Below are 26470 nucleotides of genomic sequence, written 5' to 3' on the forward strand. Positions count from 1 at the left end.
TAAATTAAAAGTTAGAAGCAATGGTTTTATGCATATAAAACGCATAAATTCACATTGTAATAAATCGGTAAATGGATAAGTCTATGGGAAATAAACTTATCCATTTTCTATTATTGGGTAATTGGAGAAGGTTTTTCGAGATAGATTGTTTGAGAAGGAAAGGCAAAATCAGCGCCATGTTTATGCACAATCTCAATCATCTTTAAATAGACTTCTTGCTGAGCTTCAAGCCACTGTGCCCATACCGTTGTTTTGGTAAAACAATACACCATAATATTGAGCGAAGAGTCTGCAAATTGATTAAAATAGACTAACAACGTTTGTTGTGTATCGATTTTGTCATTTTGCATTAGCATGGTGCGGATCTCTTCAACGATAACTCCAATTTTATCTGAATCTTCATAACGTAAACCAATTTCAGTTTGGATCCGTCTATTTGTCATTCTTCCCGGATTTTCAACACTAATAGATGAAAAAATGGAGTTGGGAATATAAAGAGGCCGATGATCAAAAGTAATGATTTTGGTAATACGCCAGCCAATTTCGACTACAGTGCCTTCAATATTACGGTCGGGAGAGCGTACCCAATCACCAATATTAAAAGGACGATCGAAATAGAGCATGACGCCAGAGAAAAGATTGCTTAATACATCTTTACTTGCCATGCCAATAGCGATGCCACCTAATCCTCCAAATGTCATTAAGCCGGATAAGCTCATACCAAAATGCTCACCGAACAATAAAATGATAATAACGAATAGAGTGATTTTGAATATGCGAGAAATAATACGAGCAGAAGTAGGATCACTGCCTTTTTTAATTTGAGCTTTTTCTAGTCGGTTAATTAGTAAGAAAAATTTCCTCATTAAAATTAATGCAATGCCAACATAAGTAACGAAATTAATCATCCTAAAAGAGATAAAATGGAGATTAAAATCAACAACAGCCATTTCACAATATTGGCTTAAGATAATCACTAAACTACAAAGAAAAATAGCTTGGCTGATATGAACAATAATATTTCTGTGGCGTTTTTTCTTTTTGTCATGAAAAAGAGATACGATGACAAAACCAACAAAACAGGCTAAAGCAATGCCAATACCTATTGAGTATTTTATTATTAATGCATCATTCATCAGCTTAACGCCTCCTTAGAAAATGCGTTTTTATAATATGAAACTCGCTATCTTATTTATTTAATGGTTATTTTTCTTGCTCACTTGCATGCTGAAATTTAGGGTAAACCGGTGGTTTCATAAACAAAGTGACCACTAAAATCAGTAAAACAGGTAGAGTTAAAATCAAGAATGCAGGTGTAAAACTACCTGAAATATCTTTGATTGCCCCAGCAAAGAATGGCGCTAAACAAGCCAATGTTGAAATTAAATTCATTACTGAAAATAGCTCAAGATAAGGGGAACGACCAAAATAGTTAGCAAGCAATATACTGGATGCTAAGAATGTCATGCCATAACCAATACCGACACAAACTGTAAATAAGATCAGATAAATCCAAGTGTTAGCCATGCTTAGTGCGAGCAAGCCAATAATAATAATACTTAAGCTTGCAATAAGTAATTTTTTAGGTTCTAACCATTCACCAATAGCTCCCCCCGCTAAGCGTGAGAAGGCATTGATAAATGCCATACTACTTAATAGTGTCGCGGCAATAGTTTCACCAAAACCGTTTTCAATAATATGTGCAACAGCAAAACTATTGACAGTGATCCCACACCATAAAAAGGCCGTGTAAGTCGCAGCAATAACATAGAATTGCCATGTTCTTAAAGCATGACGAGCTGTCCATATCTCTTTAGTTTGATAGATACGTTTTGTGGTTTGAAGTTGGCTAATTTTTTTTGCGTGTTCTTGCTCTTTACTACCTTCGCGTAAAAATAAAATGGTGATAAGCGTAACAATGGTAAGTGTGATCGCTGAAATAAGCCAATGCATTCGCCATGTATGCCAAAAGTGGGTTGCCAAAAAGTAGATCCAAGGTCCGGCAACACCACCTAATCCACCAATCGTAAAATAGACGCCAAAGGCAAAGGACTGTTTTTCAAATAAGCGGGAAATAACATAAGTACCGGGTACGGTAGCCAGTAGTGTAAAACCAATACCTAACAGTGCAGTACCTAAAAAATAACGCGTAATGGTGTATGTTTCGTAAAGAAAATAGAAACCACTGACAAAAATGCTCAACCCAATCAGTAGTGTAAGGCGAACACTCAATTTACGGATCAGTAAGGTAGGTAAAAAACTCGCAAGGCCACAGGTTAACCCTAATAACGTAAAGCCAAGTCCTGCTTGAGTCCAGTTCCACTCAAGTTCATTTATCATACTAGGAAGAACAACACCTAAAGAGGTAAATGTGGTTGCGGTAGCTAAAAAATACACAAAGCCCAATAATATCAGCATACTCCACTGATAAACGGGTCCAAAAACCTGTTGCGTGACTTGCATCCTGACTCCAACAAATGGGTGCAGTAACCTGAATAATCAGGAGAAAATAGCGAATAACAGACCTCTTTATTTGAGGTCTGTTCGTTTAAAGGCTATTATTCTCTAACTTTATGAGTCGGACTGCTAGCTTAATTTTTCTAAAGCCCACTTGATAGGGTACTGATAGGTATCATCAAGCATTGAGCTTAATGATTTGAGTGTCTCTTTCAATGGTTGGCTATCACAATGAACAAGATTGAGATGCCCCACTTTGCGAACAGGGCGAACTTCTTTTTCATACCAATGTAAATGAACTAATGGCAATGAAAGCCATTGAGGATTGACATCAGTGCCAATCAAATTAACCATTACTGCCGGCTGGCAAACTTCAGGTTTTGGCATAGGTAAATCTAAAATTGCACGTAGATGTAACTCAAACTGGCTAATTGAGGCGCCATTTTGTGTCCAGTGGCCACTGTTATGAACTCGAGGAGCTAATTCGTTGATAAGCAATTTGTTACCAACAATAAAACACTCCATCGCCATTACACCGACATAGTTGAGTTTATTAAGGATGGCGGTCAGCATTTTTTCTGCTGATTGTTGTAATTCTGACGCAGGCGTTGGTAATGCAACACTCATGCGTAAAATACCCTCTTGGTGAAGATTGTGAGTTAAAGGGTAGAAAACACAGTTTCCGCTACAATCTCTTGCACCTACTAATGACACTTCACCAGAAAAGGGAATACCTTGCTCAACAATACATTCACCATAGATTTCAGCAGGTAATTGCTGTTCTTCACCGGGATGAATACGCCATTGACCACGGCCGTCATAACCACCAACACGGCGCTTTACAATAATAAAATCACCCAGTTGAGAGAAGATATCAGGCCATTGTGTTGGTGCTGTTAATGGTTGCCAAGGAGCCGTTGCTAAGCCCAGTTCATCGAGTAACTGTTTTTGAGGTAATCTATCGGCAAGCAATGGAAAAATATCACGGTTTACAAAGTTAGTATGGCGTTCTAACTCTTTGGTGAGTGCGGTTTCAGGCCAGCGTTCAATTTCTGCTGTGATTATACTTTTTTGATAGGGAACGGCTTCAGGCTCTGCATCTAATCCTATTGGATAAACCGCAATTCCCAAAGGTTCTCCTGCTTGTCTTAGCATTCGCCCTAATTGACCATTTCCCAGAACACAAACAGGCTTCATAGTGCCTCCCTTGGATCAGGGTTATTTAATACATCGTCAGTTTGTGATGTACGCCATGCCGTTAGTGCTTCAAAAATAGTAGGAGAGTGTAATGCTAAAATTTGAGCCGCTAATAAGGCAGCATTAGCTGCGCCTGCTTTACCAATCGCTAATGTTCCCACAGGAATACCTTTTGGCATTTGTACAATAGAGTAAAGACTATCAATACCACTTAATGCAGCACTTTGAACAGGAACACCCAATACAGGAACGAGTGTTTTTGCTGCGAGCATACCGGGTAAATGGGCTGCACCACCTGCCCCTGCAATAATAACATCAAAGCCATTACTTTTTGCCTGTTCTGCAAAGCTAAATAGCTTATCAGGAGTACGGTGTGCAGAGACAATTTCAACATGATAAGGGAGTTGTAGTGCGTCTAGTACATCAGCGGCATGAGACATTGTTGCCCAGTCACTTTTAGAGCCCATTACAATGGCGATTCTAGCGGAAGAGGTATTTAGACCAACTTGAGAAGACATTACTTAACTGCTCCTGTAAGCATAAACGGATATAGCCTAATAAACTGAGCATGATAGTATCACGCTAATACGCATAGGAAAACGTTTGCGTAAAGAAAAAAATGGCTTTTTATAAGGAAAATAAACGGAACAGCTTAAAAGGGAAAATGAATAAGTTCTATTTTTTCATCTGTTACTTTAAACATAGAACCTTCAGTATGCCAAGCACCTAATACACCACGATAATGTATTTTATCATCAATGTTGACAGTATGAATTGCTGGACGATGCGTATGACCATGGATCATCCATTCTGTATTGAAATGTTTAAAAGTATCAATCACAGCTTGTGGGTTAACATCCATAATAGCATCTGATTTGTACTGATTTTCGTGCTGGCTACGTGAGCGCATTTTGTCAGCGATACGCAGTCGAATAAATAGAGGCAGGAGTGAGAATAAGCGCTGAATAAATTTATTATGTACTTTTTTACGATAACGTTGATACGCTTCATCATCCGTACAAAGTGTATCTCCATGCAAAATTAATATGCGATTTTTTCCAATTTCGAGCACTTTTTCTTGTGGAAGTAAGGTGATACCACACTCTTTTGCAAAACGAGAGCCAATTAAAAAATCACGATTTCCATGAATAAAATAGCAAGGTACTCCTGCATTTTTTAGTGTCATCAGAGCTTGAGCAATTTGTTGATGTAAAGGATTGGGAGCATCGTCACCTATCCAAAAATCAAAAAAATCACCTAAGATATAAAGTGCTTTTGCATGAATGGCTTGTTCTTTTAAAAAGCGAAGAAAACCGGCAGTGATTGCCGGTTCATGTTCACTTAAATGCAGGTCTGCAATAAAAAGCGTACACATAAAAAGTGAGGCTTATTCGCTAACCGTTACACTTTTAATGACGATATCTTCACGAGGAACATCTTGGTGGAAACCGCTACGACCTGTGGAAACAGCTTTAATTTTATCAACAACATCCATGCCTTCAACAACTTCAGCAAAAACACAATATCCCCAACCATTTGCGTTTTCAGCACGGAAATTTAAGAAATCGTTGTCTGCAACGTTGATAAAAAATTGAGCAGTAGCAGAATGTGGATCGTTCGTACGAGCCATTGCTAATGTACCGCGGTTGTTTGCTAGGCCATTATTTGCTTCGTTTCTTACAGGTGCTTTGGTCGCTTTTTGGTTCATACCTGGTTCAAAACCACCACCTTGGATCATAAAACCGTTGATGACACGGTGGAAAATAGTGTTATCGTAGAATCCTTCTTTACAGTAGTCTAAAAAATTTTCTACGGTTGCAGGTGCTTTGTCTGCAAATGTATTAATCACGATATCGCCGTAATTGGTATGAAAAGTAACCATATTCAGATCCTAATATAATTTTAGCTTTACCCAGATTTGGGCATAAACAACAGTCCCGTTTTTATATCATAGTTGCCTAATTTAGTCAGTATGCATCTTTTTCTTACGCTGTTTTTTCTTGCTAACTAAATCAGTAATAAAAGGAAAAAACACGTTTCGCTAAAATTTAGCCAAATAATAGAAGATTGATTGTTCACTAGCCGCGATTGAGCAGTGAAAATAAGCGCTAAGCAGAGTAAGATAAAAACCCTAATCTTGAGTTTGCTTTGCCTTCAAGATCCAATATTCTAATTAATATCATGCTATAGTAGTTGTTATTTTCTTTTATATAAAAACGTAATAAACACGTACAGTTGAAAACGGGAACGTCCACTGATGCTAAAGATTTTTAATACTCTCACTCGCCAAAAAGAAGAATTTAAACCTATCCATGCAGGAAAAATAGGTATGTACGTGTGTGGCATCACTATTTATGACTTATGCCATATTGGTCATGGACGTACATTTGTGGCTTTTGATGCCATAACCCGTTATCTGCGTTACTTAGGATATGATGTTAACTATGTCCGTAACGTAACGGATGTAGATGATAAAATCATCAAACGTGCGATTGAAAATAATGAAACATGTGAACAATTAACCACACGTATGTTAGCTGAAATGCACAAAGATTTTGATGCATTAAATATTGCTCGCCCAGATTCAGAGCCACGAGCAACACATCACATTGCTGAAATTATTGAATTAACAGAAGCGCTAATTAAACGCGGACATGCTTACGTCGCCGACAATGGCGATGTGATGTTTGCGATTGATACCGATCCTGATTATGGCTTACTTTCGCGCCAAGATTTAGAGCAACTACAAGCTGGTGCTCGAGTTGAAGTGGCTAACGTTAAACGCAATCCAATGGATTTCGTTTTATGGAAAATGTCTAAACCGGGTGAACCAAGCTGGGAGTCCCCATGGGGAAATGGTCGCCCTGGTTGGCATATCGAATGTTCTGCTATGAATAGTAAAGAGTTAGGGCACCATTTTGATATTCATGGCGGTGGTTCAGATTTAATGTTCCCTCATCATGAAAATGAAATAGCGCAATCAACTTGTGCTCACGATGGCCCTTACGTTAATTACTGGATGCACTCTGGTATGGTGATGGTAGACAAAGAAAAAATGTCTAAGTCACTGAATAACTTTTTTACTATTCGTGATGTGTTAGCTTATTACGATGCTGAAACAGTGCGTTATTTTTTATTATCAGGCCATTATCGTAGTCAACTTAATTATACTGAAGAAAACCTAAAACAGGCTCGTACTGCATTAGAACGCCTCTATACTTCATTACGTGGCACAGATGAAAATGCACAGCCTGTGGGTGGCGAAGCGTTTGAAGCGCAATTTATTGACGCAATGAACGATGATTTTAATACACCTGAAGCCTATTCCGTTTTGTTTGATTTAGCGCGTGAAGTTAATCGTCTAAAAGCGGTTGATATGAATGCAGCGAATGGTTTAGCCACAGTATTACGTAAGCTTGCTAAAGTATTAGGTTTATTAGAGCAACAGCCTGAGCATTTCTTACAAAGTGGCGCTAAAGCAGATGACGCAGGTGAAGTTGAAAAAATTGAATCATTAATTCAACAGCGTAATGATGCCCGTAAAAATAAAGATTGGGCAGCGGCTGATGTTGCTCGTGACGCATTAACAGCGATGGGGATTGTTTTAGAAGATGGTCCTCAAGGAACGGTTTGGCGCCGTAATAATTAATACAATAATTGAGTATCGTGTTTAATATAAAAATATCGGATATTTAATATCCGATATTTTTTTGTCTAATGATTAATTTATTGACTAATAATACTTGTTTCTCTTTTGCTATCTTTTTGTTTATATTCAAAATAAGTAATTACATTTTCAGAGAAAAAGAGTCGATGTGTTAAGATCACGATAATAGAAAAAACTACAAAGCTAATTTCCGATATATTTGTTAATGACATCGAAATACTAAGTATAAAAAAGAGTGAAATAGATAAACATACCCATGATATTTTTAAAAAAGAGTAAGCATTTCTACTATTTTTAGCGAGTTTTATCCATGCTGTTACTTGCATGATCATCGTTATAATTAAACACAGCATGATGAACAGTCCTGCTAGCATTGTTTGGCCTCCCCCCATTGCCATTGCCAATAAATAAATTGGTGCTCCAGCAACTAATATAAATAAACTAACACCTAAAAATAATACTGAAATAACTTGGATCCATAAAAGTATTATGGGCCTTTCCATAACTTCTCCTAAAAACAGAAATAAGTTTTTATTGGTTTGAGAATATCTTTGTTAAATTTTATTAAAGTGAAGTTTATCGAATAAATAGAAAAAATAAAGTTTGATTTAATAATAAAAGAAATTAATCAATTAAAGAGATTCTATTTTTGATGTTTTATAGTAGAACGTTAATCTATTTAATAGAGGAGTTGGTAATTCTACTTAATATTATTCAAATTACCATAGAGTATGATTACTTATAATTTTAGCGGAGTTAATTCTACTTCTGTCATCATTTTTGCTAATTGTTCGCGATCATGAATACCAACATTGGTTTGGCTCACAGCAAGTGCAGAAACGGCAGTCGCAAGACGTAAGGTATGTTCACTGGTTTGTCGCATCATTAAACCATAAATTAAACCACCAACCATAGAGTCTCCAGCTCCGACGGTACTTACAACATCACATTTAGGTGGTTTAGCCATCCATGCACCAGAGGCATTAACCCACATCGCACCTTGCTCACCTAATGAAATAACAACATGAGCAATACCTTGCTGACGCAATGCTTGAGCTGCTTGCACAATATCAGAAAGTTCAGGTAAGGATCTACCCGCCCAAATTTCTAATTCATGATGATTAGGTTTAACAAGCCAAGGGGCAGCTTTTAATCCTGCGACAAAGGCATCTCGACTACTGTCGAAGATCAAACACATACATTCGCTACGTAAGCGTGTCATCCATTTAGTGAAATCATTGAGATCAATGCTAGGAGGTACACTACCACTGACACAAATCATATCAAATTGACCCGCCCAACTTAGCGTATCATTGACAAAGCGAGTCCAGTCTTGTTTTGTGATTTCGAAACCAGAAAAATTGAAGTCAGTCACTTTACCATTGGGTTCTGTGAGTTTGACGTTAATACGAGTACGACCTTCAACCATTTGAAAACGGTTAGCAATACCCGAATCACTAAACTCTTTTTGGAATCCATCTTGGTTTTCTTTGCCTAAAAAACCCCCAACAGTAACATCAACACCAAGGCTTTTTAAAACCTTAGCCACATTGATGCCTTTACCCGCAGCATGGAAGCCTGCTGTTTTAACTCGATTAACTTCACCAAGTTCAATAGGAGCACTTAAACCTACAAGATCATATGCAGGGTTGAGTGTGATAGTTGCTACTCTGCGTTTCATGCTAGTTCCTTACCTTAAATAAAAGAACAGGCATCAATTTTTGCTGTAATTTAGCAAAAACAGAGATACCTTGAGTGGGTAAGTCGAGCATAAAATCTCCTGTTAGATAAAGGGTAAAATGATGTAAATATTATAAAATAACGACTCAAATCGTATCATTAAGCTGAATCGTTTCAAATTATAACCTGTAATTTAGTACAAACAATGTTCTTTTGCCTAATGAAAGTAGAAATAAATTAGATCTAAATCACATTTTAATGCATTTAAACATGAATAAATGGATAAAAGTATCAACAAAAAGGTTTGTTGCTGAAGTTTTACAGTAATGGTTAAAACGTGTTATCTGTATATAAAATAATAACTTATAGCATTTCTTTTTATCTATTTTTTTATAAAATGTACAATTTGCTGAACGCTGAAAGGAGATTATAATCATAGATAAGTTTAAAAATAATGATCTAAATTTAAATATATTAAATTAAATTTAATTATTTTATTTTAATTCAATTGGTTATGTTATTTCCTTTTTTTTTTTACGTGATTAAATAAGAAAAAAGAGGAAGAAAAAGTCTATTTAAGGTAAAAAAGGATTAAAAAGAAAAAAAGCGAGGCTAAGATAGCAACGCTTTTTCAATATTAATTGATTTGCTGATTATTTGCTGACGCTAACGGAAAACTCACCAAAGGTGACAACTTTTCCTGCAACAATTTTACAGCGTTTACGAGTTTCAACTTCACCGTCAACACTCACTAAACCTTCAGCAATGACACTTTTAGCAGCTGCTCCGCTTTCAGTCCAACCTTGAAGTTTTAATAAATCACAAAGCTCGACATAGTCGTGCCCATCTAATTGAAATGTTTCCATTGATTAATTATTTCCTGTTTCAGGGTCGTGGTATTCTTCGCATGCTTGCAGAGTGTTTTGAATAAGCGTTGCGACTGTCATTGGGCCTACACCTCCGGGGACAGGAGAAATCCAGCCCGCACGTTGAGAGGCGGCTTCAAAATCAACATCCCCAACAACTTTACCACTTTCAAGGCGGTTTATACCAACATCAATCACGATTGCACCAGGTTTAATCCATTCACCAGGAATAAAGTTAGGTTTACCTACTGCTACAACGACTAAATCTGCATGTTCAACATGAAAACGTAGATCTTTAGTAAAACGGTGGGTAACTGTAGTTGTACAACCTGCAAGTAATAGTTCTAAGCTCATTGGGCGACCAACAATATTTGATGCACCAATAATAACGGCATTTAAGCCATTCATTGGAATATTACAACGCTCGAGTAGTGTGACAATTCCACGAGGTGTACAAGGGCGTAATTTAGGTGCACGTTGGCATAGGCGGCCGATATTGTAAGGGTGAAAGCCATCGACATCTTTATCAGGATGGATACGTTCTAAAACCTTAACATTATCAATTCCAGCAGGTAAAGGGAGCTGAACAAGGATACCATCAATGGTATTGTCTTTATTAAGTTGGTCGATCAGATTCAATAAATCAGCTTCACTGGTTGTATCTGGTAAATCATAAGAGCGAGAAATAAAGCCGACTTCTTCACAAGCACGGCGCTTACTTCCGACATAAATCTGTGATGCTGGGTTATCTCCTACTAAAATAACAGCTAAACCAGGCGCTCGTTTTCCTGCATTAATACGTTGTTTTACTTTTTCTGCAACTTCGCTTCTGATGGTCTGCGCAATCGATTTCCCATCTATAATTCTTGCTGACATCTATACATCCAAATTATTCAATTACGGTATTGGTCTATTTTGTCAGATCAGGAGCAATCTGTCAGTCGAATACTTGCCATATTTTGACCATATAGTTTGATATCGTTGAAAAATCGTTGACTCTCAGAATGTTGAACGTATAATTCACATCCGTTATCAGCACTCTTGCTGATGTCTAAAGTTCTTCTTGGCGCCCTTAGCTCAGTTGGATAGAGCAACGGCCTTCTAAGCCGTAGGTCACAGGTTCGAATCCTGTAGGGCGTACCATTTCAAATCAATAGCTTACACTTATTTTAAATTCTCTACTTTTCTTAAGTGGGACGTTTTTGTATATCATTAAAAATGTCATCAAAATTACGTGCATGTTCTGTTAAGTGAGTGCATTTTATCAAGCTATAAACTATTATCTTGTTTCTATCAAATAAGCATTTCACTATTAAATTCTTTCATTTATATTTCTATAAATAATCCAAATTATTATTAATAGTAATTTATCCAATTACAGCCATATCAGAGCTAGAAAAATAGTGGTTTATTTAATTACATGGTTAAATAAAATATTAATTAATGAAAAAACACTATGGTATTTTTAGATTGGTATTTTATAGGTGTAAATAAGAGAGTGTAGATTAATAAATAATCACTGTTAATATTTTGTGGGTTTTATGTTGTAAATCAAGTAATTAATCAAACGATTGATTTTGTAATGACGTATTCTTATTTTAATCGGTGTATTAGTATAAAAAACAATCTTGTCCTTAAGGTTATAATTTTATTTACCTTATTAAAAAACAACAAATCTAATAAATTCAATATGTTGTATATATTTTCTTTCTGTGAAATTAAGTTAAATTTAAAACTATAATTTTTTATATTTTCTTATTTCAGATGACGCCTTTTTTTATTTCTCAATACAATGACATCACTTGAGTATAATGTTTTTTCTGTCCATGCATTAATCATTGGTGACATTATTTCAGTGGTAAGTAATAAACTTTGTGGTGATACACCAAGTATTAAGGAGATTGTAATCAGCTGATCTACGGTTATTTTTATATGCCCATTTTCTAAGCGAGAATAATGTTGCTGGCTGATACCAAGGCGTCGCCCCATTTCAATTCCAGTTAGTTTTAGTTGCTTTCTTTTCTGTTTTATTCGTTGGCCAACAATAGTGTTAAGTTCACTCATATCTATATCTCCTATTTTTTTAAATAATAACGTAAAAAAATCTCAAGATCGATATAAACGATCAAATGGCGATTATCAATAGGCGTTGACTATTAAATGTTATTTATTAACAGTTTTAAGCAGTTTTACTTAAATCAAATAATTAGATAAATTACATTAATATTTAATAATTTTTTCGCTGTTTAATAATGTAACAAAAGTGTTAATTAAAAATGATTTAAGATTATTTGATATTATATAGGCAATAAAATATTTTATTGCATTTTGGGGTTTTATATAAAACCAATTGAGATTATTAAGAGTATTTTTATAGTTGTTTTTTAATAATTATCTTTTCATTCTAAATAAAATATAAAGTTATAAAAATAAATAATATAATACTAAAATAGTCTAAATTTGATCATTGAAAATGGGGGGTAATTAATCAATATAAATTATCTTATTTATATTTTGATGTGTTTTTTGAAAAAATAAAATTATTTTTTAGTTGTTTTTCTTAGCTTTTTATATTTTTTATTTAAAATAACTTTCTCTTTTTCTATAAAATTATAACTAAAAATTAACTAATTCACTGATATTTATTGATTATAAACTCGATATTTAATACTATAGTGTTACTCTAAATATGATAAAGATTAAAATAACATATAGAAATGTAAATTATTTTAAATTTAAAATATCGGAATAACCTTATTAACAAAATTAGTGAATATAAGTAATGTTACGATTATTCACTAGCTAATGGTTAAGTATTTTCAGTTTATGGTTTGATAATTTATAAACTATAATTCGGTAATTTATCGATGTAATCATCTAATGATATAATGAACGAAGGGGAATAAAGGGATGATTAATACCAGAGTTGGGAATAGAATAAAAATGATAAGAAAACAATTAAAGATAACAGAAAATGAAATGTCTGAGAGGTTGGGAATGACAATGCTACATTATTCTCAATTAGAAGATGGGCATATAAAAATAACCGTAGATCAGCTGGTTACTATTTCTTATATACTTGGTGTTACACCTCAAAGTCTTATTTTAGAAGCTAAGGAAACAGACTTTATGGTATTTGAGGATAAGAACTCGGTAAATCAACCGAGTGAAATAGTTATATTTAGAAAGAAAAAAGTAATTTAAAAAACATTAGTACATTACTTTTTGATATTGAGTTTTAATAAATATATTGATCATTTTTTAGTTGTATTAATTAAAATTCTATTTCTCAAAACCCAATAACTAATAGCACAAAAGCCATCTTATTATAGGATGACTTTTTTATATTTAATAGCAGGATGTTGTACCTGTTATATGATTTATGGCACCATTTTTAATCAATAGTTTCTGCATATCTTCAAGATTATTTTGACAAGCATAACTTAACGCGCTGTGGTTATAAGAAAATAATGACTTATCTTGAGTCGTCGTAATAAGATTAACATCAGCACCTTGAGAAATAAGGTATTTTACAGTATTAAGACGATTATTACTGGCGGCAATCATAATAAATGTTTCACCATCATTTTCTACTCTTTGATTATTGAGTTCAATATCACTTCTCATTAGGTCGTGGATCTTTTTTACCACATTGACATTATTTCCTAATACGGCTGATTTAAAAACATTATAAACATCGTCTTTATCCGTAGCCCAAAGGTTCGCACCTTGAGAGATGAGATAATCAACCATCTCTTCATCACCAATAAACGCAGCCCATCCCAGGGCTGTTTGCTCTAAGCTTCCTGTGTCTTTTGCTTCAATGTTTTGACCATTGGCCAGCATCTTTTTTACTTCATTTAAATCACCGTGTTTAACAGCATCAAACCATAGTGCATTTTTGCCTGTACTTGGTGAAGTATAGAATACCCGATGTGGTAAACGCGATTTATTAGCCAACTCAATCATATCAGAATAATTTGATTTAAAAGATTGATACTCGGGTGGATTATTTTCATTAATAATCAATGCTTGTGCGTTAAAAGAAATTAATGCCAATGAAATAACAAATTTTTTTATATTCATTTAAACACCTTAAAATATAAACGATTAACAAATCTAATTGTAATTAGTTTATTAAAATTTAATATTTATTAGTGTTGTTAATTGAAACAAAATGTAAGTAGGGTGTGTTTTATTAATACGTATTTATAATAAGGATAAATCTTATTAACTAATTTGTTTATTTCGCAATCAAACGTACGTAATTTTACTTGTTTTTTTGAATGTAATAAATTTTTTTGTTTTTTGTCATTATATGACGATTTAATTATGCTATATAATTATGAGATGATAGCATGGTTTATTATCATCTTATTTCCTCCTTTTTAATTTAAAGATTATCCTGTAATAATTGGTTACTTTTTAATGGATATTACTATCACTATAAAAAATAGTGTAATGATGATTTTTTGGATTTTAACGTTTAATATTTACTTTTGATTTTTTATATATTCATTTTTGCTGTGTTTTATTTCTAATTAAATCTGTGAGGGTAACAAAAGTAGAACTACCATAAAGTAAAAATGTAATACAGCTACTAAATAAACTAATAATACCAATAAGTATTAAACTACTTATCAAGAACATATTGTTACTTATTTAGAACGTAATAATGAATATCGATTCAATAGTTGTTTAAAATGATTATCTATTTTTTGGTATTCATAGTCTGAAATTGAATTTTGTGTTGGTTGTTTCTCAAGTAAGCGTAATTCTTCTTCTAAAGGTTTGGCTTGATTGAAATGTTGGCGAGCTTTGAAAATAATAGATTTTAATTCAGAGCCTGTGATGTAATTTTTAGGATTACCATCAAAGCTATCTAATCTTTGGCTTAATCCATCAAGTTCAGTCATACCTTTAGACCATTGATTGAGTTGTTCATCCGGGGTGGCATTTATTTTTAGATTGTTTTTCCAAAACTGTGTAAATGCTAAAAGCTCTGGATTATCTTCATACTGCTCGTTTAAATAGTTGATGACTTCAAGCCCATAACTCTGTGCCCATGTGGGAGAAAGTAATGTGAGTTCATCTAAACGTTTTTTGATCACATCAATTTGTTCGGAATTGAGCGTCTTTGTTATATTTTTACCATTTACAGTTTGTTGTTCAATAAGAGAGCCTGCGTGGGAATTAATGGTTGGAATATAGGGGAAAGCATCTGTTAGATTGTTATTTTTTAATTCAGATAACCAAAAATAAAATAGGATAAAAAATAATAAACTACTGGTTAGAGTGCCAATTAAAATACCTCGCCATAGCTCCTGCCGACATGTCTTTTTTATGGGAGTTTGTAATGAAATGGATGAGGATATATAGGTTTTTGGTGACGTATTACTTTCATTGGCATTAAGGGAAGTAGATAAAGTCGTATCGATAATTTGAGGTGAGATCTCATCTTCTTTATTGACAATAATAGATAATTCGGGAGAATTAAAATTACTATCTAATGTGTCTGCATTTTCTAATTGCCTAGCTTGAGCAATAATTAAGTTCTCTAGATAATCAAATTGAACAAGATGTTTAATTTCTAATATTTGAAGATGATGATTGATACTTTTTAATAATTCTTCAATTTGATAAAGGATCGGCAGGTCAGAATAAACAAAAGTCGTTCCACGAATACCTGAGACTAACTGTTGACTTAAGGACGAAAGAATATTGATACGCGTATGTGTTTGTACTGGCCATAAGGTTTGCCAATGTTGGATCAATATTTTATGAGTAAGGTAAAGTCCTTCATTTAAACCATCAAGCCCAGCTTGATTCTGGCGACATACAACAAACCAAGATGCAGTTTGAAGATCGACACCATTTTGATTAAATAAAGAAATACACAATTCATGGACATATTGCCAATTAATATCTGGGCGAGCTGGATGAAAACGTTTATCAAGTTCTTCTTTAATAGCAATAAATTGATTAAATACACGAGGATCACCTCCAATTGAAAGTGAATCTAAGTAAGAATTCATATTTTCCTCAAGGTAACTGATGATCTTAATAAGATAAAAACAAATCTAAATAAAGAAAATTAAAAATAAGTAGCAAGAAATAACATTATGATAAATAAGATTGTTTTTTTAAATGATGAAGAAATATTCTTCCATCAGGTGAGAACTCAGTACCATAACGTATAAGCCCTCTTTCATGTAATTCAATATCTAAAGAATAACACAATTTTCCAAATTCATTTTCAGGTAATATACTTAGTGTGACTGATTTTATTCTTGGTTCATATTTTAGTAATGTTGTTGATAATATAGACATTACTTTATGTGAACTTCCTGGTAGTCCTTGAATTATTTTGCTCATATCAGGTAAACCATAATCAGGTAGATGTTTTAATGTTCCTGCTCGTGAATTTAATATTCGACGAATATTATCCATAATAGAAAGAATAACCTGATCTTCTTCTGATATAGCGTCAACAGGTAATCCCCCAGAAAAATAACCCGTTAGCATTTCATAGAGTGAAGGTTGTGACATCGTTATTTTTTATCCAAAGGTTGTAATATTAGTGTGTTTTCAGAAAGCACAATTTTACGTGCTTTATCAGGATCGAGTTCGTTTTTCGGAATAACAATTCGCCAGTTGTTTTTGGCTTCATCAGGTGTATGAAACATTGTAGCAATAGCGACAAATTCAGTTTCTTTTTCCATTGGCATATCGAGAGAAATAGATTCACCAGGGCGAATACGTAAATCTTTTTGTGCTAATAAAGAGGATTTTAAAACCTCATTATTTTGATTAAACAGTGAAAGATAATCGCTATTATTAAAAGTATCTGCTGATTTTAGTTGAAATATTCGCACAATGACGGAAAGTGATGAACCATTATCATCAGTATTAAGTGCCTCTCTTGCGGTAAAGTCTAAATGCAATATTTTGACTTGTTTATAAAAAATAGATTTTGTTAAAGAGACCGTACCATCACTGATGGTTTGAGTTAAACCACAACCTGCAATTGTAAACGTTACAATAAATAGCAGTGCTAATCGGCGGGCAGAAGAAAGGAATGTTTGCGATTTAAAATTGATAATTGCCATATTCATCACTTTTATAATGTTGAGTGCGGGGTGTTAGATATTGATAAAAACCAAGTCCAATGGTGATAAAAGATGCTGGGCGTGCTTTTTCAATCTGGCTGTGAGGCCGCATAACGGCGGTTCTACCTAATTGTACCCCTTGATTTTTAGAGGCACTTAATGTTGCATCAGGTAATAAATGTCTAGGTAATGTTAAACGTAGTCGTGCATTAACTCTTGATCCCAAATAAACACGAAGTAATGCCATAAAATCCTGATAAATGCTGCCATCAGGTAACCAACCTTTTGCTTCTTCCTTGTTTTCGGTGTGTAGTTTTATTAATACTTGGCTATTTACATCAATAGCATAACGACCTAAAACGGGTTTATTTTCTAATGTTGTAGGTTGTGAGCACGACATAATTGTAGGAGTGTCGAGTGCAATTCTTCGGGGATCATGAGGTACAATACTGACTTTTGTTGATGGTGCTAATAATTTTACTAATGCACTAATACCTTCGGCTGTACGTGTTGGTAAACGTAAGATCCCTAATAGTGCTAAAAAGCGAGATAAAGGTGATTGCACATGATTAGCACAACCAGGAATACCTAAACCAATTAAGCCATAAAGATATTGCGATGTTTTATCTGATCCTCCTTCTCCAAAAGTCGCAGGATAAGAATATTTGCGCCAAATACGATAAAATTGGGTAGTAAGACGGTGGTTAAAAATATCTAAAAAGTCAGTGAGTGAATCTGTACCATCACGGTATTGTGCAATATCGTCAAGGTAAGATGTTGGTAGTGGTGATGTAATACCATAAAGTCCCAAAAAAGTAGTATGTAAGCTTGGTATTGTGCTTTTTCGATATTTGTCTAGGGGATCAGTTCCTTTGATCTCTGTGGCAGGAAACCCCATACCACGATGTGGGCGAAAACGAATAGGATCAGTTTTCGGATCATGAGAACTTCCTAATTCAGGTAATTGGGGGTTGGATTTTTCAAGTAATTGGCAAAAGCGATAGAAATTTACATAAGGTAATTTATCGCCTAAAGCCTGAATCAGCGAGGTAGCTGTGGGTTGTGGCTTTCTTTCCATTGAATTCGTTTTCCTGTTGGCAAAATAATCAGTGTTAATTGATTAAAAAGATGAACATCAGCATAAAGCGCAAAAAAACGATTAAGCATTTCTCCAAATAAATGAATATCACCTTCACCATTAAAACCATTGCTATCAATCGTGACTTCGATATCAATACCTCGCTGTAAAAAACCTTTCTCAAAGCGTTCAATTAAATGATGTTCGACATGAATAATGGCGTCGAGTTTTCTGTGGTTCATATCATCATCTCGCCAATCATAAAGTGCGAGAGTGCCTCGTAGCACTTCAGCATTATCCATCATGTTAAGAAAGCTAGAACCTAAATGGCTTAGCACTCGCCAGTGGAAGCGATCTTCTGAAGGTGGATAAAGAGGAAGTGTTGGCTTGCACAAATTACATACTGTTAATGGGATCTGTAAGGTTTGTTCTGTTCTATCAAGTAAGGTACTTTGCAGTGCTTTGCGAGGTAATTGCCCATTCGTGCCAGTAAGTTGTAATGACAGGGTTTCTGTTTGAGTTGCTAAATCAATCTCTTGTTGTTCCCCTCCTAGTATCAGCCAAGTATCATGAAGGCCCGTAACACCACGCTTCACTCGGGTGTGATAATAACGTTCAGGTGCATTATGCCGTAACATGCCACCACGATGACGAAAGCTGGTAAAGGGTACATAAACTGCTTCATTTGTACGTTGAGAACCATATACGCTATCAACACTATAGATTTCAGTATGCCCATCTTGAACACGGCGAGGTCGTAATAAATATTCACTTTCCAATCTATTAACAGTCAGTGGATCGGCTTCTATATTAAAAAGGTTGATAACGGGGACACAATGTAAACGTATATTTTCCTCATTTAATGTAAGAGTGTTATCCCACAATGTATTGAGAACAATATCTAATTCAAATTCAGATGTTTCTTCAGGAAAATGGATATCATCTAATCCATTAAGTGAAACAAACATAAACTTTTCACGGAAAGAAAAATATTCGAGTAATAATTGATAACCACTAAATGTGGTGTCTCCTTTAGGCCAAAGAGTGTCTGTATTCTTAAATCCTCCTGGTGAAAAATAGAGAGGGATTGCTATTCTATCTTTTGACTGAGGAAGCTTTAGATAAGTTTTGGCAACTTGTTTAGTTAATGCTAAATGCAGTGCATTAGTTGTTGGAATATCGCCAGATAAATAAAACGAGAGAGCATGAAGGCTTACTTCAGACCAATTAATTATTTCACTGCATTTAAATTTTAACCGAATAGCTGAACGCCCATCTGGCTCGGTCGTTAAATTTACAGCAGCAATTTTTATTGGATTAAGCGTTAAATCTTGTGTTGTTCGATAGTGACAAATCGTTTTTTTAGGACCAATAGGGCGGGAAAGAACCTCAAATTGAGCAGGTATTTTATCCGTCATTTTCATTTTTTGAATGTCAGGGGCTAATTCAACAATGGATAATGATGGAATCGTTTGTAAATAGTGAGGCCATAATAAACTGACAAGACCTTCTGTTAACTCAGGTAAATCATCATCAATTTTTTGTCTTAATTGCCCCATAGAGAAAGCAAAACCTTCAAATAAACGCTCAACAAAAGGATCGGGTGTACCGGCTTTATCTAAGTCGAGCATTGCCGCTCTATCGGGATGTGCTTGCGCAAACTCTTTTGCGGCTTCTCTAAGATAGCGCATTTCTGCATCAAAATAGCGAAGGGTTAAATCATCCATTAATTTGATACCTTGATTTTTCGAGTAAAAGATTAGGAATATAAAATTGCAGAGCGAACGGGATCGATTGCAGTTAATTCACTGAGTAACAGTTCCATCTGTTGTTCTATACGGGGCTTATCTGAGGTGTTACGTTGAATTTTGGCTCGGAAAAGATGAAGCTGCCGTGCTTTCACTTCAAAAATATAGTTGGGCTCCCATTGTGTTAACGACATAGAAAGTGCTTTTTTATCGAGTTCACGTAATAAATTTAATGCCAGATCGTGGCGAGCAAATTGTTCTGCTATTCGTGCCATTATGAGGTTTAATAACCATTTTTGTCTTGAAGTGCTGATATCAGGGCGATGTTGTAGCCATTTTAATGCAACGTCTATACCTTCATTATCAGCTTGTGTGATAGCTTCGGTTTCTAATGCCAGTATTGATTGATCTTCAGATTGATTAGAAACATTATTTGATAATCCTTGCATGACATCAAAATTTTCTTCCATAACCTGTTGTTTTATCCAACTTAATGTGACTTCATCGGCAAATGGTGTGCCATCTTCCCATGAGAGTTTCTCTAAATCAGGAAGACGAGTAAGGAATTGTTTTAAATCGTTTTTTATAATATCAGACCATGCATTCCAAGGTGCAGGGGATTTACTAAGTGCTTGATAGAGATACCACTGCACATCTAACCAAAAATGGTTAACACCTTCTGCAAAAAGCTTATCCGCTTGCTCCGCCAGTTCCCCCCAACTTTGTTGTAAATAGAGGCGTTTAAGTTGTGCTCTTGCATCTGTTCTTGGTGGCGAAAGGCGAGTACGACCTTGCTGATCTTGTGGCGGAAGTTGATGAATTGTATCCCATCTCACCACTTTCATTAATCTATGTCCTGCTAACCAACCATTAGATTGATTACGTAGATAATTAGCGAGCATTTTTGATTGATCTAATAATTCACGACCCGACTGTATGGTCTCTATTGGTGTGCTCTGTGAAATTGAAGGAGAGGTAGGACTGTTGTAAGTTGGGTCAGTCCGGCTAATGTTTTGTGGGACTAATGAATTTGTCCCGCCTGATTGAGCTAGGCGTTTTTCGAGTGCTTGATATAATCCTGAAAATTGTGGTTTTTCATTTTCATTCCATGTTTCAATCTCTGTTTCAATGGTGGTTAATAAGGCGATAATACGAGAAAATTCATTATGATCGACCTCGGGATAAAGCGATAAACTATCTAAAACACGTTGCCCAGATAACCACTCTAAAGCAAATTTTCGACTAGTGGCTCGGCTCGGTAATAATGTGTCGTGATAGCGAATAAGCAATCCAGCCAAAAGCCCCAAAGAATCGGCAAGTCCGTGTTCACCTTCTTTGTGCAAGCGTGCCCAAATATAATAAGTTACAACGCGCACATCTTTGCAGGAATTGAGCAGTAAATTTTCAGCAAGTAAGCAAATAAGCTCCGTATCGGCACCAGAGAGTTTATTGACTTCTTCTTTCATGCGCTCAAAGTCATCTTCATAGCTGGGATCATCACCCACAGGTTGATTAGGCGTAATGGGTAATAGCCAACGATCCCATAAATTGATTTGTTGTTGAGCAAGTTGTTGCACTTTGTTTGTATCATCAGCAAAGCATGATGAGATTAAGGTATCCAATAAGGACATAGTGAGCGTATTTCCTTTTGAGATATTAGGGAATGTGATTTTTATTTAATCCAAAAAAATCTTTTCCGGTAACACAAAATTACGGAGTTGTAAGAGTGCAATTGGACCATCACCCATTTCTGTTCTTAAGGTGTAATTAAGAGATTGTCCATTTAAGGTTTTCCAATTGACTGAATAACTGCTTGTGCTACCGGCATAAGGGGTGATATTGGCATCTTCCAATAAACGAATAATGCCCCAGACGCCACGATAATCGCCATAAATACGTGTGCCTGTATTGGTTGTGATCCAACTCAGTGATGCACCAGAGGCAACGGTATCCGCTGGCCAGACAAAGCGTTGCCATTGTGGTTGTTGGTTATCATAGATAAGAGACTGTTTATCTATCATAAGATGGGTTTGCATAATATTTGGAGAGGTACCCGGACGTAATTCAAAATAAAGGCGTGCTTCACCATTCGCAAAAACCACATCCCCTAAGTAGCTTAATTTATCTAAGGCTTTTAAGAACTCGGGATTAAAGGTTAAGCCTTGAGCATTGGTGGTATCGGGTACCCAATGTGTCCCCTCTTTATGTAAAACACCATTAAGGTGAGTTTCAAGAAAACGTTGAATACGTCCATTATCAGGGCGTAAATATTGCGCCATAAGAGGCAGTGAGATCTCACTTTGCGTATTTTTGAGTGGATAACGTCCACCAAAGGCGCTATTCCAATCATTCACAACCGCATTTCGCCATTGGGTGTTGATACCTTGCGAAGTCGGCGCTAATAGCTGTTGCCATGCTTGAGATAGGGGTTGTACCAGTAGTGTTTGCCCAAATCCATTCCACTCTTGACCAAAGCTTGCGGCGATTAAGCTTCCGTAGTCTTGCGTTTCTGATAAATCGACCGTTTTTCCTTCAAAAACACTTCTTGCTAAGGCTTGAGACATCGCTTGGGGATCGGGGGCATTAACCACTTGTTGCAGTTTTAAACGCACTCGCGTTACCCGTGTGAGATAGGCTTGTAAGCTTAATGTATCACTATTTTGTACTGCAGATTGCGGATCAGTAAACGCCAGTATTGGTGCAAAAACAGGCTCTAAGGGACCTGTGAACTCGGCTTTTTGGCTAATTACCGGTTGTTGCTCTTTGTTTAATAAGTCTTTGGCGGAATTCACAAAAGAGTCAGCGAGCTTTTCTTGCTGACGACCCGTTTTGCCTTGGTAAGAAAGCGTATTCATCAACGCAATAATGGGGGACTGTCTGATATCGCTCATGAGTGTGAGTTGATCAATCGTATCGGATAAACTCTGTGTTTCTCGCCACTGTAAGCCATTAAGAAAGCTTAACCAACTGCCCGAAAAATCATTAAAATAGCGCTCGGTGAGATTTTGTTGCAGTTTTTCAGGTGAGATATCAATATCGGTCTCTTTTTGTGTATCACTTAATACCCAATCTATTTCTTCTCGTCTTTCATGAACGGCTTTTTTAATCGCCGGTTCAATCGACTCTTCCCACGCTTTGCGCGTAAAAATACCGGGTATGGTTTCAGAGGTGCTGAGTAAGAAACTGACATCGGTATCCCCTGTCATATCCTCTAATGTCATCTCTGCAAAGTTATGCTGTGCCTGTTGTAAGATTTTTTGATAAAGCGCAGACTCGCCATTACGTTGACCAATTTGGCGAATAAGGATAGTGCGACTTCCAGCGACTAAATTGCGATTAGGTTTGATAGTCCATTCATTATGATACGGTAATTGAGCGGCATAGAAGGTTAATAGCTCCGTGCCTAATGTTTGCCATTCACCTTCTTTTAGATCTTCATTTTGATGCCAAATATTGAGTACGCTTTCAGTAAAAAAAGCCGGTTCGATACGAGACGGTTCACTCATCATCAAATAGGCTTTTAATGTTTGATAAGCAGATTGAGCCCCTTCTGTGCGTTCAGCACTTTCGGGGGGAAGCTGCACAAAGCTTTGAAGATAAGTTTCAAGATGATGCTGAGTTGAATCCCGTAATAACGGTAACATAGATTGACTATAAACCGGCCAGAGATGACTAAGCAATGAGCTATTACTACTTAAGCCAAAGCGTAACCAAAATGGCACCGCATTCTGTTCTCGATAACTCAATAACCCCAAGGTTTGTTGCAAACCATATTGGGCTTGTAAACGCGCAAGTTCAGATTGGTGATTGTCCGTTGCTAATTGCGCTTGTTGTTGGCTTTGGGTAATTAATTGGCGATTCATCAAGTAAGAGACCACCATACCAATACCCCACAACGTCATGGCCGTTGCGGCAGTATATTGTAAAATGCGTTTTGAATTTAAACCTAAAGGTGAAGCTTTTAATTGTGGTGGAAGCTGTTTATTTGCAGAGAGTAGGGCTTTCCAGTGTGTATTATCTGTCCATTGGTTATTTAACGATATCGTGGAAGATAAAGATAAATTCTCACGAACAGGTGTACTAAAGAGCATGCCTGCAAAGGGTAATGAGCGATAACCCGATAAAAGTGGCGCCAAGTTATTGGCGAGTTTTTCACATCCTTCATGTTGTAGAAAACGGGCTAACGCCAGTAAATAGGTATGTGTTTGATTGTGCAAAGACAGCGTGTGTACCTTGTTCTACTAATGCAGGTAAAAGTGTTTTTAAGTTATTAGAAAGTGTTTCAGAAGTGGCTTTTAAGGGGGCGGAATACAGTACTGTAGGTGTTTCATCTGCGGTTATTTCACCGCTATTACTGACGTTCCATAGCCAAATAGGTGCCTGCCAGCGTAATTGACGAAAGAGCTGGTGGAAATAACGGCTTGCGGTGTCTGTATTGGCGGGGTTTAAGTGATTAAATAAAGAATGCCCCAATGGTTGTTGCGATAAGCTGTTTTCAGAGACCCAAATAACCGCATCAAGCGGACGACGTCGGCGCAGTTGTTTTAAATCTTGAATTAAATTTTCATCAATAGGTTGATGGATATCGCCACCATAAATAAGCAATGTGCCGTTATTTTCTTGCCAGATATCCGTTGTTAGGTTGGGAGTGAGTTTTTCTATAGAAAGGGGGGAGCCGATAAGGAGTTGGATTGATAGTTTTGACTTGTAAGTAAATGAGTAGTTTTCTTTTATATATTTATTCCAATCATTTACTCTGTCATTTTTTTTGTTTATCTTATCTTTTTTATCATTAGCTTCAATATCCATAATTATATTAGGTTTAAGGTAGCGAGAAAGGAAAAAAAGCACTATTAAGGAGAAAATAACTGAACCAATCATTAAGTACGATTGAGTTACTGTGATAGATGTTTTATTAAAAATAATAAATAAGAACAAAATTGTAGCTAATGAAATTATTGAAATAATGACAAAGAGTGAAAGATAGCGTGTTATTTTTGATTTCATCATAAATTCCATTTTTTGTTAAGCGTGTTTAAAAAATGAATTTTCCAGTAAAAATTAATATAAATTTTTTTAATTACACTAATTATTATGATAGTAAAAAGAAAGGAGGTTGATGTGATTATTATTCTTTCACTGTTAAATTCGACGTGGTCAATTATATTCTTAAAAATGACTGAAATAAGAGCAAAAAAACCAACCAGAAGAGTACCTAGTGGAAATAATGGTTTTGATATGTTCCAGTAATGATTGTCAATGTGTGATTTTTGAACTCCTATTGTTTGGCAATAATAGTTTTTATCTGATTTATAAAATAAAAGCTGACTAGTTTCTTTAAATCTTGATAAGTAAATTAGAGCCAATAAATGAAATATAGATAATTCTTTATAATTATCTATATATTCATTAAAAAAGCAACCTTGAGTGTGGTTTTCTAAAGATAACTGACAACTCTTTTCGCTTCTTAATTTTAACATGATATTATTTGAATTTACTTCTTCAATACCAATGAAATTAACCTGTTTTATATCCTTATTACTTTGTTGTTGAATTAATGTCATTGTTTTGATGCTTTCATCTATATTATCCATATTAAATGGCATTGGTTGAAATAATTTTAAAAATCTCTTTTCTTGGTTATGAGATAGTATAATTAAACTTGCAAATTCATTTTCTTCATTAGTAGACAATGAATAGTTATTAATTGAGAAAATAAATGTAGTTGCTTTCTTTTTTCTAATTAAATTTAATTGTTTGCTATAGTTTGGTTTTTTTTGAAAGATGAACTCACAATTATTTAAGTAGTCATCAAAAAATGATTTTAATTTATTTTTTATAAAATCACTCTGTTCAAATAAACTATTTATTATAATTAAATAGTTTTCATTTTTACTGATTTTTATATCCTTGATACTATTTATTAAAAGTTTCACTATATAAAAAACTCTTTCTTCACCAACCACTCCTTCTTTTTCTAAATCTATTAATCTATTTTTTAGCTCTGTTTTTTCAAATGATTTTTCGTTATTGAAGTTAGAAATAATTGATGGATTATTAGATATTATATTTGAATAAATTAAATATAAATTATCTTGTTTTGATTTAATCCATTTGGTTAATAAATCCGCTTGCCAAAAACACCAATAAATATATAGTGTTTTCTTTATCTCCCAAAATAAGGTATAAGCAGATATTAAAAAGAATGAAAAAAGGAAAATAATTGAAGATAATATAAAACCATCATTACTCATTATATAATTTTTAAAGTCAATCTTTAATGTTAATTTTAAAATTAAAAAGTAAACTGAATTTATAAATATTATAAAGGTACTTAAAGTTAATAATGGAAATGGTTTGTTTTTCCAAGGTGGAGGATTGTATGGAGGTATCCAATATTTCATTTATATCTCCATATCATTACAACTTGAGTAAACAATAGCACCACATTGTGTTTTACAACCATCAAATACAATCCCTTTACCATTTTCATTATAATGTGAACTACTTTCAATAATTTGATTATTTCCGTGTAGAGGACATGAAACAGTATCATAAAGAAGAGTGGCATTTTTCCCATCAACAATAAGAGTAGCACTTGATGATATAACTTTACCTCCATGTGATGTAGGATCACCTAATCGAATAATATTTTTCATTTTATTCTC

General features: G+C 34.9%; 24 protein-coding genes and 1 tRNA gene. 3 read left to right on the forward strand and 22 right to left on the reverse strand.

What is annotated here, in order from left to right; all coding sequences use genetic code 11:
• Positions 1-110 precede the first annotated feature (110 nt).
• The 6 genes from QSH13_RS04560 to ppiB all read right to left on the reverse strand — a co-directional run bounded on the left by QSH13_RS04560 (position 111) and on the right by ppiB (position 5536).
• The gene (locus QSH13_RS04560) at positions 111-1136 is read right to left on the reverse strand and encodes a mechanosensitive ion channel family protein (RefSeq protein WP_109397788.1); all 1026 of its coding nucleotides are present in this window, start codon (positions 1134-1136) and stop codon (positions 111-113) included.
• A gap of 67 nt (positions 1137-1203) precedes the next feature.
• Positions 1204-2463: an MFS transporter gene (locus tag QSH13_RS04565; protein ID WP_109397787.1), complete on the reverse strand. Its 1260-nt coding sequence runs from the start codon at positions 2461-2463 to the stop codon at positions 1204-1206.
• 123 nt (positions 2464-2586) lie between these two features.
• The gene (gene purK, locus QSH13_RS04570; protein ID WP_109406568.1) at positions 2587-3654 is read right to left on the reverse strand and encodes a 5-(carboxyamino)imidazole ribonucleotide synthase; all 1068 of its coding nucleotides are present in this window, start codon (positions 3652-3654) and stop codon (positions 2587-2589) included.
• Positions 3651-4172, reverse strand: a complete 522-nt coding sequence (purE, locus tag QSH13_RS04575) for a 5-(carboxyamino)imidazole ribonucleotide mutase (protein WP_109397785.1) — start codon at positions 4170-4172, stop codon at positions 3651-3653. The genes purK and purE overlap by 4 nt, the downstream gene beginning before the upstream one ends.
• 134 nt (positions 4173-4306) lie before the next feature.
• Entirely contained in the window at positions 4307-5029 is a 723-nt protein-coding gene (locus QSH13_RS04580) for a UDP-2,3-diacylglucosamine diphosphatase (RefSeq protein WP_286038873.1), read from the reverse strand.
• 12 nt (positions 5030-5041) lie between these two features.
• On the reverse strand, positions 5042-5536 hold the full coding sequence (gene ppiB, locus QSH13_RS04585) for a peptidylprolyl isomerase B (RefSeq protein ID WP_006533972.1): 495 nt from the start codon (positions 5534-5536) through the stop codon (positions 5042-5044).
• 375 nt (positions 5537-5911) lie between these two features.
• Here ppiB and cysS point away from each other — a divergent pair, with 375 nt between their 5' ends.
• Positions 5912-7303, forward strand: a complete 1392-nt coding sequence (gene cysS / locus QSH13_RS04590) for a cysteine--tRNA ligase (protein ID WP_286038874.1) — start codon at positions 5912-5914, stop codon at positions 7301-7303.
• Positions 7304-7380: 77 nt separating this feature from the next.
• On the opposite strand, the gene QSH13_RS04595 is transcribed toward cysS, so the two are convergent.
• From QSH13_RS04595 to folD, 4 genes are all read right to left on the reverse strand, one after another.
• The gene (locus tag QSH13_RS04595; RefSeq protein ID WP_196544399.1) at positions 7381-7824 is read right to left on the reverse strand and encodes a hypothetical protein; all 444 of its coding nucleotides are present in this window, start codon (positions 7822-7824) and stop codon (positions 7381-7383) included.
• Between the two features lie 236 nt (positions 7825-8060).
• On the reverse strand, positions 8061-9002 hold the full coding sequence (fruK, locus tag QSH13_RS04600; RefSeq protein WP_109397781.1) for a 1-phosphofructokinase: 942 nt from the start codon (positions 9000-9002) through the stop codon (positions 8061-8063).
• A gap of 652 nt (positions 9003-9654) precedes the next feature.
• On the reverse strand, positions 9655-9867 hold the full coding sequence (gene ybcJ / locus QSH13_RS04605) for a ribosome-associated protein YbcJ (protein ID WP_023582608.1): 213 nt from the start codon (positions 9865-9867) through the stop codon (positions 9655-9657).
• Between the two features lie 3 nt (positions 9868-9870).
• A complete protein-coding gene (gene folD, locus QSH13_RS04610) occupies positions 9871-10743 on the reverse strand; it encodes a bifunctional methylenetetrahydrofolate dehydrogenase/methenyltetrahydrofolate cyclohydrolase FolD (protein WP_109397780.1) in 873 nt (290 codons plus the stop codon).
• A gap of 190 nt (positions 10744-10933) precedes the next feature.
• On the opposite strand from folD, the gene QSH13_RS04615 reads away from it, so the two are divergent.
• Positions 10934-11010 (forward strand) — tRNA-Arg (locus tag QSH13_RS04615).
• 612 nt (positions 11011-11622) lie between these two features.
• Here QSH13_RS04615 and QSH13_RS04620 read toward each other — a convergent pair.
• Positions 11623-11931, reverse strand: coding sequence for a helix-turn-helix domain-containing protein (locus QSH13_RS04620; protein ID WP_109395817.1), 309 nt, complete (start codon positions 11929-11931; stop codon positions 11623-11625).
• A gap of 846 nt (positions 11932-12777) precedes the next feature.
• On the opposite strand from QSH13_RS04620, the gene QSH13_RS04625 reads away from it, so the two are divergent.
• Entirely contained in the window at positions 12778-13071 is a 294-nt protein-coding gene (locus QSH13_RS04625; RefSeq protein WP_109395818.1) for a helix-turn-helix domain-containing protein, read from the forward strand.
• Between the two features lie 144 nt (positions 13072-13215).
• Here QSH13_RS04625 and QSH13_RS04630 read toward each other — a convergent pair whose 3' ends face one another.
• The 11 genes from QSH13_RS04630 to QSH13_RS04680 form a co-directional block, all read right to left on the reverse strand.
• A complete protein-coding gene (locus QSH13_RS04630) occupies positions 13216-13953 on the reverse strand; it encodes an ankyrin repeat domain-containing protein (protein WP_194294818.1) in 738 nt (245 codons plus the stop codon).
• A 572-nt stretch (positions 13954-14525) separates the two neighbouring features.
• Positions 14526-15902, reverse strand: coding sequence for a VasL domain-containing protein (locus QSH13_RS04635; RefSeq protein WP_286038875.1), 1377 nt, complete (start codon positions 15900-15902; stop codon positions 14526-14528).
• Between the two features lie 85 nt (positions 15903-15987).
• The gene (tssE, locus tag QSH13_RS04640; protein WP_109406570.1) at positions 15988-16416 is read right to left on the reverse strand and encodes a type VI secretion system baseplate subunit TssE; all 429 of its coding nucleotides are present in this window, start codon (positions 16414-16416) and stop codon (positions 15988-15990) included.
• A 2-nt stretch (positions 16417-16418) separates the two neighbouring features.
• Entirely contained in the window at positions 16419-16982 is a 564-nt protein-coding gene (gene tssJ, locus QSH13_RS04645) for a type VI secretion system lipoprotein TssJ (RefSeq protein ID WP_185901142.1), read from the reverse strand.
• Positions 16957-18054, reverse strand: a complete 1098-nt coding sequence (gene tssG / locus QSH13_RS04650) for a type VI secretion system baseplate subunit TssG (RefSeq protein ID WP_109395822.1) — start codon at positions 18052-18054, stop codon at positions 16957-16959. The genes tssJ and tssG overlap by 26 nt, the downstream gene beginning before the upstream one ends.
• Positions 18018-19781 carry a type VI secretion system baseplate subunit TssF gene (gene tssF / locus QSH13_RS04655; RefSeq protein ID WP_185901140.1) on the reverse strand — a complete coding sequence of 588 codons (1764 nt, stop codon included), beginning with the start codon at positions 19779-19781 and terminating at the stop codon, positions 18018-18020. Before tssF ends, tssG begins: the two co-directional genes overlap by 37 nt.
• A 32-nt stretch (positions 19782-19813) precedes the next feature.
• Positions 19814-21433: a type VI secretion system protein TssA gene (gene tssA / locus QSH13_RS04660; protein ID WP_235375961.1), complete on the reverse strand. Its 1620-nt coding sequence runs from the start codon at positions 21431-21433 to the stop codon at positions 19814-19816.
• 45 nt (positions 21434-21478) lie between these two features.
• Positions 21479-24019, reverse strand: coding sequence for an ImcF-related family protein (locus tag QSH13_RS04665; protein WP_286038876.1), 2541 nt, complete (start codon positions 24017-24019; stop codon positions 21479-21481).
• On the reverse strand, positions 23964-24809 hold the full coding sequence (locus QSH13_RS04670; RefSeq protein ID WP_286038877.1) for a hypothetical protein: 846 nt from the start codon (positions 24807-24809) through the stop codon (positions 23964-23966). Before QSH13_RS04670 ends, QSH13_RS04665 begins: the two co-directional genes overlap by 56 nt.
• Complete coding sequence (locus QSH13_RS04675; protein WP_185901138.1) at positions 24809-26206, reverse strand: hypothetical protein; 1398 nt, start codon at positions 26204-26206, stop codon at positions 24809-24811. The genes QSH13_RS04670 and QSH13_RS04675 overlap by 1 nt, the downstream gene beginning before the upstream one ends.
• Positions 26207-26461, reverse strand: coding sequence for a PAAR domain-containing protein (locus tag QSH13_RS04680; RefSeq protein ID WP_109395826.1), 255 nt, complete (start codon positions 26459-26461; stop codon positions 26207-26209).
• Positions 26462-26470: the final 9 nt, after the last annotated feature.

This window comes from Proteus faecis (assembly GCF_030286765.1).
Classification (GTDB): domain Bacteria; phylum Pseudomonadota; class Gammaproteobacteria; order Enterobacterales; family Enterobacteriaceae; genus Proteus; species Proteus faecis.